The 12,758-nt window shown below is 49.0% G+C and carries 3 protein-coding genes; all 3 read right to left on the bottom strand.

The window, feature by feature from the left end:
• Nucleotides 1-275: 275 nt before the first annotated feature.
• Nucleotides 276-755 (bottom strand): hypothetical protein, encoded by a 480-nt coding sequence (locus R5H23_RS02565; protein ID WP_317214223.1) that lies wholly within the window; start codon nucleotides 753-755, stop codon nucleotides 276-278.
• 26 nt (nucleotides 756-781) lie between these two features.
• A complete protein-coding gene (locus R5H23_RS02560) occupies nucleotides 782-3,247 on the bottom strand; it encodes a glycosyltransferase (RefSeq protein ID WP_317214222.1) in 2,466 nt (821 codons plus the stop codon).
• 980 nt (nucleotides 3,248-4,227) lie between these two features.
• Nucleotides 4,228-11,487 (bottom strand): GH36-type glycosyl hydrolase domain-containing protein, encoded by a 7,260-nt coding sequence (locus R5H23_RS02555; RefSeq protein ID WP_317214221.1) that lies wholly within the window; start codon nucleotides 11,485-11,487, stop codon nucleotides 4,228-4,230.
• Nucleotides 11,488-12,758: the final 1,271 nt, after the last annotated feature.

The raw sequence follows: 12,758 nt of genomic DNA, 5'->3' as shown, positions 1-12,758 counted from the left end.
AGAGCGCAGTATCAAAAGAACCGCGACTAATTTTCCCATAACATGATTCAGACCAATCTAATCGTCGAAGAGGACAGCCCATTGAGCAGAAGAAAAAACAGCCTAAATGTAATGAGACTGATCTGCCCCCCTCTCTCTCGAGTGATATCTACCCTTGCAGCAATTTATTAGACCGATAAATGCCAGCCAGAACAGATAGAACGTTCTCCGTCCCAGAACGGCAACTACGATGAAAAGACGTGACCGAAAAAAATACAAAAATTAAGAGAGCGGTTTCAGGTGCGAAGACGCGATTTCAGCAGGCGGATGACCACACGAAAGGGACGAGTAATGCGCCACGACGTTGAGTGGCGTACAGCATCTAGCCACATGCGGGCATCGTCACGTTCTGCAACAAGAAGCCGCAATTGATCTGTAACATTGTTAGGTACGATATCAAGGTGGGTCTTGGGAATATCAAGTTCAGGCGACGTATCGAATAGCTTACTCCGCAGATATACTAACTCTTCACGCTCTCCATGAGACATGGCAAGACGCATTGCATAATCTTCACAACGCTCCTGGAGGCGATTAATTGAAATATAAAGCCTTTCAATCTCGTTTTTTAGGAATAAAACTTCATGCTCAGCGCGAGAGCGGGCTTGCTGGGCCAATTCGAGAGCATTTAAGTCTACGGAGGCCACAGTCTCGTCTGCCTTTTTCTTCTGCCCATAACGTCGAGCGTTCTCGGTGGAAACATGATTGCTGGTGGACATAAAAAACTTCTTTTCTTTTTGAGAACTTAGGTGTTTTTCGTCAGCTCGGCAAAACGCTTCATCTGCCGCTGGAGAACAGTCTCGGCGTTATAGTTTGCTTGAATAAATTGCTGAGCGGCAACTGCCTTTTGTTGCGCTTCCTCGGGGTGATTCATGACATGCCGCATTAACCATGCAGCATGTCCGATATCAGGATCAGCCCATTTCTGCCCTTCCCCAAAGGGGTATTCACCCTTTTTGACAGGAACAAGGCGGTAGCCCACAGGATATCCTGTAGCTGGCGAGAGTAGGTCTGTTGTAGCCGCATAGTCAGTTGCAATAACCGGCACTCCAAGTGCCATGGCCTCTGCAACGACAAGCCCCAACCCTTCACAACGATGGAGAGATATGACGCAATCACAGCAAGTCATCAGAGATAGATTATCTGCTCTGGATAGGACACCGCTGATCAGAATTACATCAGGATCGTCACCAACCAACTCCAAAAAAGCTGCTTCACGGTCTTTTGCAAAATTGCCGTTCATGGTCTTGATGACGAGAGCTGCACGTCTTGCACTACCGTGACGCTGGCGCATTTGTCGGAACGACGCAACAATACCTTCCGGATTTTTTCGTTCAATAAAGGAGAGAAAATCAAACGAAAAGTAAAACAGGAATGCATCTTCAGGAAGTTTGTAGCTAGACCGAGGTTGGCTTACCGGAAGATCGAGTGTGAGTGTAACAGGCATGTAAACCACGGGTTTGTTTAACCGCCCTGCAAGCATGCGCTGTATCCAGCGCGTCTGCGCCCAAATTTCATCAACCTCGTCAAAAGCGCTCAGCCACTCCTCCGGAAATTTCTCCAACTCCCAAGCTGGCATACTAATTTTATATCCAGGCTCTGTGTCAGGCTGAAGATAATTCAAAACAGCGGGAAGTTGATCTGCATTGATATTAGCGTAAAGCTGAATGCAACCACGTACCCGGTCGTTTAGAAAATGAACGCAACTTATATCGGAGCGATCTGAGACAACTCCGAAAGCAATGTCTACTCCTTCAACAGAGAGGCCAGACAGAGCAAAACTTTGAAGGGTATGCCGAGCAACAGTTCCCACTCCGCTTGTAGTCTGTAGATAACCCACCACTGAAATGTCCGGGCGACCTACAGATTTAAGAGACACATTGGCTACACGAGAAGGTGCAGTCTGCCCAAAACGGCACGCAACAGGCTCAATGAGGCGATGATCTAATCCTTGCTCAGAGCGGGCGTCTTTCACATACCAGTGTGTCAAACTCGCGAGATGATCTGACCGATCAGGATCAAGATTAAGCCGCTGATTATCAAAAAAATTCCAAAGATAATGCTGAAAATTAGTAAAGACGAGATTTTTTCTGTCTACACTACCTTTGGGAGAAGGTTGATGAAGATATTCCTCGTAACTCTCAAATGGATCATAAGGCCAGTCAGGAGTATATTCTCTAAACATGCGCCTTGCATGGTCAGGAATGCGGGTGCCACTATTAAAAGATCCATACGCGTACAAGGCCGCAGGAACTTGTCCGTACCCGGCCAAAAGAAGCAGTTCGGAATAATGTCCAAGAAGATTAGCAAGGGCCGGCGTTATATTTTTTCGGAAATGACGGCAGTGTTTGCTCAGGCAATTCTGATTGCGCGGATCGAAGCCGCTGAAATGAAAAAATATCAGTGGTTCACCATCCGCAGTCCACATTGGCCCCTCCTGCTGGAAAGTGACTTGAGCTAAATTCCAATAAGCGAGATTGGTGCCACGATTATGAATGATATGAGTATTAGGAGCAAAACAAGGCGCCAAATCCATAAATTTCTGATCGACAAAGATACCTTGTTCCTGGGCATTGATGCAGGTGCGATGAAGGCGTCTCATCCACCAACGGATCACATCGAGTGTCTCCGCCGATCGGGAGGCTCCCAAAAAGCCAAGATTATAAACGCCAGCTCGCATGATCGTGATATCGTCAGGATCAGCATCTCCTTCAGCTGGACGATGCAGATGCGGCGTAAGCAGCAGAGATGCGCCGCCATCAAAATGATCAAGCAGCACATCAAGCCTATTGAAGAGTAGAATATCCGGATCAAAATAAAAAACTCGATCAAATCCACGCTCAACCAAAAGATACTCCATAAGGAATGGCTTAATAGCGGTATTGAATTCCATAATATCGTATTGGAATGAAAAACTATTAAAATTAGGAATATCAAGCGTATGCGCTTCGATAATGGATGCAGGAAGGTCATAAAGACTATCCCAATCTACCATTTTATCCGCGAGACCAACAAATAGTTCAAACTCAGGGTGCAGTCGCGCTACAGATTCCATAAGAACTCGCGCTGCAGGCATGTAATTATTAGAACATATCGTGAAAAGAGCCACTCGCGAACGTGACTGATCATTTTTTTCTGTTCTTGACGGTGAAGGCAAGAAACAAGGTGAGTTAACCATAATCAGCGCTGCCGGCTCCAGTAATAACTTCAACTATCGGCTTCGATGTTGAAATCAGTATATGTTCTACTGCGATATTATCAGGATAAATGTCTATCGTAAACCGTCATAATGAGTAAAACCTTGCAGTATCCAACTGTGATAGGTTAGGCATCAGCCCCCTCAATTAAAGAAAAATTATTAATATCGGTGCTAGATAATTTTAGGTTTTACATAAAACTTTTTTACATTAAAATTGATCGCATTTTAGATTATAATACAACTTATGAATTATATAAATAAAAAGCAATATTATCAATGATAAAAATCTTAAAGAGGATATTAATTCTACCACAATCACACCAAAAAAAATGGATAACTTAAATTATAATTATATGATATATAGTAAAACGACAAATATAGAAAAATCCTGAGAATATATCGGACATCTGTCTTGGCGCACCGCGATGAACCATCAGTCTTTAAAGCAGAAAAGCATGATTTCAGTATAATTAGAGAATTTTTATTTTCCCTGTTCATTCTGATATGATTCCGGCATAATTTCCATCTAGAAGGAAAATTTTAACCTCACCTCCCTCCAATGCCGACTAATATCAATCCGCTTCATACGAGCAATTGGTCACCATTAATATTGTATAATACAAATAGTTTTCAGGATAAGGTCAATAGTATTACAATAAATTTATTACGTCCACCGAAATTATAAAGCAGGTAATAGAACGTGCATCCATGAATTATTGATATTCATCCTTTTTATTTGCGCAAATAAATAATTTAGAATCTAGATTTTGCAACCCTCTCACCGTTCGAAAACCCTATCATGCCCCAGATTTTATAAAGATTATAAAGCGTTTTGTGTCATATCCGCGTGATGTATTACGCTAGTGCTCCACGAAAATGCCCCCTTTCTACACGCTGATCTCTCTGGCGCGCGGGAAAAGAGGAGAAAACGATACCTGTTGGCCATTTATCCTCAATCTCCTGACTGGGCCTAGATCAACGTCTTCCAAAATTTAATTATTTATGAGTGTAAGCACGCAGTCTATGCGATGCATGAGGCCGTCATCCATCATATAAATTGGACTTTTTAGCGGAACCATCTTTTCCCCGTTGATGACAAAAAGATCTCCTTCACAGACACCATCAGGGTTTTTTATCTGGATATGATATTCTGATGTTTTCCAGCGCACCCGAACTTCATATGACGACCACCCCGCAGGAATGCGTGGATTGAGGGACAGTCGATTTCCTTCGATCTGCACGCCCAGTAACGTCTCAACCCCGACGCGTTGCATCCAACCCGCCGACCCCGTGTACCAGGACCATCCTCCGCGGCCGACATGAGGACTGGAGGAATAAACGTCCGCGACGACGACATATGGCTCAACCTTGTAGCGGTCTGCCGCATCCTGATCGCGGGCGTGGTGAATAGGATTGAGCGTTGAAAACATCTCATGCGCCGCATCGCCGTCTCCAAGAAGGGCAGTTGCCATAACTGTCCATAGAGCTGCGTGCGTATATTGGCCGCCATTTTCTCGGATACCCGGCGGATAGCCCCGAATATAACCCGGGTCAGGCTCTGAGATATCAAAGGGTGGGGTCAAAACCATGATGATTTCCCGGTTCAGATCGACAAGCTGTTCCTGAACAGCGTGCATGGCCTGTTTTGCTCGCTCGGGAGATCCTGCCCCTGAAATTACAGCCCAGGACTGAGCTATGGCATCAATACGTCCCTCAGGGTTTGCATGGCTGCCTAAAGGGCTGCCGTCATCAAAATAGGCACGCCGGTACCAAGAGCCGTCCCATGCTGCTTCCAACGCGTGTTCAAGCTCCTTCATGATCCGCGTCCACTTCGCCACATGTTCTGTGTCCTGTCGGGCCTGAGCAAGCGGCAGGAAGGCTGCCAACGTGGCGTGCACGAACCATCCCAGCCAGACACTTTCTCCGTGTCCTGCTTCGCCCACTCGGTTCATCCCATCATTCCAGTCCCCGGTTCCCATCAGCGGGAGACCGTGAACTCCTCTTTGCAGACTGTGATCGAGGGCCAGAACGCAGTGAGCATAGAGAGATGCCGTTCTGTCCGTTATGTCAGGCTGGAGGAAACGCTCATGCTCCCCCTCAGCCAAAACTGCCGCCTCCAGGAACGGAATTTCTTCATCCAGAACGGTCGCGTCACTACTAACTCGGACATAGTGTGCGACCGTGTAGGCAAGCCACGCACAATCATCAGAAATCCTTGTGCGAACACCGTTTCCTTTCTGAGGGAGCCACCAGTGTTGAACATCTCCCTCTGGAAACTGTCGGGATGCCGCCCGCAGAAGGTGCTCCCGCACCAGTTGAGGAGCGGCCAGAACGAGCGACATTCCGTCTTGCAACTGATCTCGAAATCCATAAGCACCACTAGCCTGATAAAAGCCTGCCCGTGCCCAGATGCGACTGGAAAGGGACTGATACAGCAGCCAGCCGTTCAGCATGATATCCATGGCGCGATCAGGCGTATGAACCTGTACGACTCCTGTAATCGCCTCCCACCTGCGATGCACTTCATCCAGAACGGCATCCAGATTTGCATTTCTGTATCGCCGAACAATCTGACGAGCATGGTCTGAATTTTGCCCCTGACCTAGCAGAAAGACAATTTCGGTGCTTTCTCCGGGTTCAAGCGTAATGACAGTCTGCAAGGCGGCACACGGATCAATTCCGGCCCCGACAATACCTTCAAGCGGGCCGCCCCGGACAATGGCTTGAGGGGCAGAAATAGTGCCATTTCGACCCAGGAATGTGCATCTGTCATCCGTGCTTGATGTCTGCTGAGCCGACATATCCGCAAAGGCGACCCGGTCACCAAACGTCTCGCCCCACTTGTTCCTGACAAACAGCGCGCCAGTGTCATTATCCTGCTCTGTAAATACAAAAGGGGCAGTCGTACTGCGGGACTGTCCCAGCACCCACTCGGTATAGGTCGTGACCCTCAAAGTCCGGGGCCGGGAGGATGTGTTGGTCAGTTTCAATCTGGAAATTTTTACCGGATCTTCAAGCGGCACATATTGTAGCAAGGTCGAAGCGATATCGTTGGTGTGCCGATCAAACTGACTGTATCCGCGTCCATGTCGGCAAACATAAACAGCACTGTCATCTGGGCAAACGGCTGCCAAAGGAGACCAGAACTGCCGTTTTTCCTCGTCGCACAGATAGAAAGCTTCCCCAGTTGGATTCACGACCGGGTCGTTAGACCAAGGCGTCAACTGGTTCTCCTTGCTGTTCTCCGACCAGGTATAACCGCTGCCTTCTGCGGAGACCTGAAACCCGAAATGAGGACTGGAGATGACGTTGACCCAAGGGGCAGGGGGACGCGCTTTCCCACGGATGATGACAGCATACTCCCTCCCGTCAGACGTGAAGCCTCCATATCCATTTGGCAGTTCAAGCTGAGGGAGGATGGGGGTTTCCGCTGCTCCACGGTATGCGCGGCAGGGACGTATGGCGGCCTGCAAAACTTTTACGCTTCGCATGACTTCAATACGGGTCAACTGATGTTGCAGGCTTCCTGCCTTACCGGTCAGCACCACATAAGCCACGGAGAACAGAAGGTCTCTGACTGTTTCTGACATAAGCGCGCCGCGAAGAAGACGGACTGTACCCGGCTGCCCGGAGGACCGAACAAGGGCTTCCAGTGCGTGTTGTAGATCCTGCGCATAAGACGTCGGATGGTCGTTCAGAATAACAAAATCAAAAGCCAGGCCTTTGAAATTCAGATACTCATGCGCTGTCAGAAGGGTCCGGGCGAGGTCGAAATCTTCACTTTCTGTGATGACCAACAACAGGATTGGCAAATCGCCGGAAACACCCTGTCCCCAGAGATCTGCCTGTTTGCCAGCGCCTCGTTTTATACGGGCCGCAGACGAGCGAAGAATGGAATTTGGAAACAGAAGATAGCCGGCAAGCTTCTGAAAGAGGTCTGCCTGTACAGGCTGGATATCGAGATGGCGTAAATGAACCTGAGCATGGGTCCACGCGAGGGTCAGGGCACGATCGAGATCCGCTCCACCGTGATGACGCTCGATGCTTTGGATGAGCGTTTCGCGTGTTGACGCAACAATCGTCCAGAACGATACATGCCGAGTGGAGCGCGCGGGAATTGTGAGCTTGCACCGCGCAGCGAAAACGGGATCCAATACCATCCCCACTGATCCAGAGAGAGGGCCCGCTTCAATAACGGCAATCGGCTCCCGCAAATCCCTGCCACGACCGATAAATCGGGCACGATCCGTCTCGATGGAAAGGTCATCGCCGCCAATGATCAGGTGCGCTGCCCAGATCTCTGCGTCAGACGGATTTCTTTTTCGCCGTGTGGCAACAATTGCCCTGTAAGAAGAGAGATACTCCGTCTGGACAAACATTTTTGCGAAAGCAGGATGACTGAGATCCATACCTGGCGCGCATAACGCCAGCTCGACATAAGACGTTACGTTGATCTCAACCGTTGAAGAATTGGAGTTCCGAACTGAAATACGACGAAGTTCTGCATCATCTTCGGCTGAAACCAGAACTTCCATCGTCGTCGTCAGCTTGTTGTCCTGACGCGTATATGTTGCGCGGTCTTCCCTGAATTCTACATCGTAGCTCTCAGCTTTAGCTCCAGATGGCTGGAAGCCTGCGCTCCAGAAGTGATTGTCTCCAGACGCCTGAAGGTAAATATAAGTCCCCCAGTTATCGAGCGTGGGATCCTGCCTCCATCTCGTAACAGCCTGATCACCCCACTTGCTATATCCTGACGCAGCGGCCGTCAGCATCACGCTGTATCGTCCATTCGAAAGCAGATGGGTAACAGGGGCAGTCGTGTCCGCTGTCTGTAAATGGCGGCCACCAGCCTGCATCTGCACGGTCAGCGCAGGAGGGGCGAACTCTTCTTCCTTCAGCGGGGTGGTAATAGCTCCACCTGTTGGTGCGCGCTCCTGCAAAAGCAGTTCTGCCGCTCCGATAATGGGTTCTGCATGGAAGCGGGTTCGCATGAGCCCTTTGAGGACCGTATCTGCTATTGCAAGAATGGACATGCCCTGGTGATGGGCCATGTAAGAATGAATGATTGCAATGGTCTGGTTCGATTGCAGCCGCGCCTTTGTATAATCCAGCGCCTCGTAAAATCCATAGGTTCCCTGAGCGCCTGCAGCCTGCAAAGCCCGGAAATTTTCTGTTGCCAGACGCGCATCAACCATCGAAGCCAAAGCTGTGGCGTAAGGTGCAATAACCAGATTTTGGGCCAGTCCTCTCTTCATCCCCAGTCCGGGGACACCAAAGTCGGAGTACTGATAATTATATTCCAGATCGCGCGCGTTATAGGCAGATTCCGAAATACCCCATGGCACCCCGCAGAACTGGCCATATTCAATCTGACGGTGGACAATCTGCCGGCTGGTCTCTTCTAAAAGACTATCGAACGGTGCAGCCATGATCAGGGACGGCATGAGGTACTCGAACATCGACCCAGACCAGGAAACCAGAGCTTCGCCATGGGCCACCGCAGCAAGAGGTCTCCCCAGACGAAACCACTCCCAAGCAGGAATATCGCCTTTTGCAATGGCAAAGAACACAGCAAGCCGCGCTTCGGATGCCAAAAGGTCATAGCAGTTATCGTCGAGAGTGCCTTCATTCACGGCAAACCCGATCGAGAGCAGTTTCCGATCTGAATTTCTCAAAAAGCCAAACTCCATGTCCAAAGCCATGGTTCTTGAAATTTGTGCAATTTTACGGAGTTCATCATGGAGGGAAGGGTTATCTTCGAGATCTTTCCGTTCACTCCGCAGGCAGTTCTGTGCAGCGTGCAGCCAGAATAGGAGGTCCTCAGCACCTGTAGTGGGAATGCCTTTGCCTGCACTTCCGGCCATGGCACGTCTTTGTAGAAGATGCACCAGTTCCTCTGCCTGACTGACGAGCATCTGTACTCTGTATGTAAGTGTGATCTGGCTGGCGTGGCCGTCCTTCATGTCCTGAAGAAGAGCTTCCATAAGTTGTGCGAGTTCGGATGACCGAAAGATACCGTTTCCCGATGTCGCTTCTTCAAGCGCCAGATTCAGGGCGTCTCGTATACCTTCACGCCAAATGTCAGATTTTCTTCCTTTCTGAACCCACTCCTCGCAGGCCCCTGCCAGTGTCATCAAATGGCCAGCGAGATTGCCACTATCCACTGTCGAAACATAAATAGGGGACAGCGGGGACAGATCAGAAGTGCTGTACCAGTTATAGAAATGCCCTCTGAAACGCGGAAGCTGCAGCATTGTCTCAAGGGTAGCACTGAGGCGGGACGTTGCATCTACTACCCCAATCCACCCAAAATCACATGCCGCGACAACAGAGAGGAGGTAAAGTCCCATGTTTGTTGGAGAGGTTCGATGGGCAACAAGAGGGGCAGGGGATTCCTGAAAATTGTCCGGCGGAAGCATATGATCCGCAGCGGTGACAAATGTCTCAAAATACCGCCATGTGCGCCGGGCCTGCATGCGCATGAAAACCGTCTCAGCCTCAGTAGCTTCAAGCCTGCGAGCAGACGCACGGTACTGACTGGCCATCCACGCAATGGCCGGTGACAGGCACCAGGCCACAGCGAATGGTAGGATGATGAGCCACACCCAGGGACCGGCCACGACCATAACGCCCGCCGCGAGAAGACCAGTTAAAACGGCTCCACTCATCTGACGGAAATATCCCTGCATCCGCTCACGTGGAGCTTCCGCAGCCTGAGCGGCCGTAACCCACTGAAGAAGGTGCTTTCGAGTAACGAAAACACGCCCCAATGTTCGGCTAATCGCGTCCCCCATCAGGCAGGCCTGATCAGCCAGGAACACAAAACACAGAACTGTGGTGAGAACCGTCCGTTTGAGGTCAATTGTCAGAAGGGCAAAATAGCTGCGAAATGTTTCTCCTCTTCTGCGCCTGATAATATCAACCAGAAGGGGCAACGCTGCTGGAACAGCAATTGTTGAAACAATGCAAAGGCTCCAGACCGCAGCATTATGGAGCTCCAGAAACCAGCCGGCAAACAGGGCGCTGACTGCCATCGGCGCAGAAAGGCTGCGACGCAGATTATCCAGCATCTTCCAGCGCGCAATGCCCGTGAGAGGACGAGTTTTTATACGTATGGTTGGGAAATGGCCCATCCATGAAAATATCCACGGAAGAAGCTGCCAATCTCCACGGACCCAACGATTAAGACGGGCAACGGACACCAAATAGTCAGTTGGGTATTCCTCGATAACTTCAATATCGGTTACGAGACCGGCACGGGCAAAAACACCTTCGAAAAGATCGTGACTCAGAAGCGTTCCATCGGGGACCCGGCCAGCTAAGGCTGCTTCAAAAGTATCAATTTCATAAATGCCTTTGCCTGCAAAAGACCCCTCTGCAAACATATCCTGATACAGGTCAGATACTGCGGCCGTATAAGGTTCTATGCCGTTGGGACTTGAGAACACTCTTTGAAATAGCGTGCTTTGCCGCGCTTCGGGCAATGAGGGCGTCACCCGTGGCTGGAGAACCGCATATCCCTCCGTGACGCGGCCTTTTTCCAGATCAAAACGGGCATTATTGAGCGGATGGGCAATCTTCCCGACAAGACGCCTGACAACCTCATGTGGAAGACGTGTATCGGAATCTACGGTAACAATATACCGAACATCTTGAGGAATTGTCTGATCGGGCAGATCAAGAAAGCTGGTATCTGTTGCACCGCGCAGAAGACGATTTAATTCATGCAACTTACCGCGCTTTCGCTCCCATCCGATCCATTTTCCTTCACTAATGCTCCAAAGACGCCTGCGATGGAGGAGAAGAAATCTTGTGCCAGCAGAGCCCGCTTCATAAGTCCGATTTAGCTTCCCAATTTCTTGGATAGCCACATCCAGAAGATCATGATCACCTTTCCGGTTCTCGGTTGGAGAGTCTGTCCAATCTGTGAGTAGGGCGAAGTAGATCTCACCATCCCGACTGGACAGGTAATGTTTCTCTAAACGATTTACCATTTCTAGAATGGAAGATCGTTTTGTCAGAAGGGTAGGGACGACAACCATAGTCCGCAGCGGTGCTGTGACTCCCTGTCTGAGTTCAAGCGCGGGGAGTTCAGATACTTTGATGGCCCACATCAGAAAGCGATTTACACCGGCGACTACCGCATCAGTGGCAGGAATAAATCCCAGAACAATCAACGCAAACGCGGCGCGACCTGACAACTGGCCATTCATGGCAGAAAGAAAAGCGGTTAGGACGAGTAAAGTCAGCACTGTTACAGCCAAACTGTAACCGGTTATGCCTAACCGGCGGCAACCCTGTCCGATTTTTACGCGTAAGGGGGCACGGAACTTTAACTCTGCTTCGAGCCACTCCCGACCTTCTGCTAAAAGGTAGTAACCAGGATCTGATCTGCGAAGATCGGAATCTGGGAGATTTTTTTGCATTCCTGCAAGAGAAGTGACCTTCTGAGCGATCTCACACTCTGTATAGCTGGACCCTTTCGCAAGGGCCTCAACGGCTTTGCTATATAAATTCCGGGTAGGAGGATCCATATCCGAAAAGCCCGTATGACGATAAAATATTTGACTTACGGGGCTTGTTTTCTCAACGATACCATTCCAATCCAGAGTTGTTATCAAACGCATACTTGTAATAATATTTCTCACAGTGGCATTTAATGCACCTTGTTCCTGCAATTCTTCATGAACAATTTTTTCAAGATTTGTGCCTTTTTCCTGTAATATTGCCTCCATCCATAAAGATGCAGGATCTTTCTGTGGATCATGCCCTCTCAAGCGGTGCGAAAATTGCACAATAAAAGCAGAGGATAATGTTCCAGTATCTACCTTGGTAAGCGCTTCGAGAATTTTTGTGTTATTGTAATAAGCATCTGAAAACAAAGTATTGGCAAGATTATCTGCCTGTTTTTGCGCGTGCAGGTTCTGGCAAACTTTACCTGCTACTCGCCGAAGGTTCTCAATCAAAACTATTCTGATCTGGGTGGGAATAGCCCAAAGTTCTCTAATGAGAAGAGCTCTATCTTCCTGATACGCACTTAAAAAATCGCATATTGTTTTTGGATTAATCCGGCTGTCTGTGTGAGCTACAAGAGCCCAGGCTATTTCAAAGACCCTTGGCAAGCCTGAGAAAGGCCCGCTGAATAACTCAGGAAGCTCTTTATAGTAATGCGGAGGAAGATCGAATTTAATAGTTTGAATCTGAGCATTCATCAGATAATAATTATCAATCAGCCATCCTCCAGCGGGTGTAATTTGCTCTCCTCTTTCAGCGGCTTTCGATAATGAAGTATTTGATTCCAGAAGAAATTTAGCGTTCTCATTTAGTCGATCTGGCAATGTATTATTGTGTGATGGAAAAAGAATGTTTCCATGGTTTCCAGCCAAGCTACGGGCATGCTGTAAAAGTCTATCTTCGCTAAATAGATCAGAGCAGATAACTCGTCCATCATGAAGGCGGAACGATTTTGCGGCCACTTTTCCGAAAAAATTAGCCATCTGCGTGGTTCCTTTCGGCGGAGAGT

The organism is Gluconobacter sp. GP1 (assembly GCF_032913585.1).
GTDB lineage: Bacteria > Pseudomonadota > Alphaproteobacteria > Acetobacterales > Acetobacteraceae > Gluconobacter > Gluconobacter cerinus.
The sequence above is the reverse complement of the archived record's forward strand: the minus strand, read 5'-3'. Positions and strand labels throughout refer to the sequence as shown.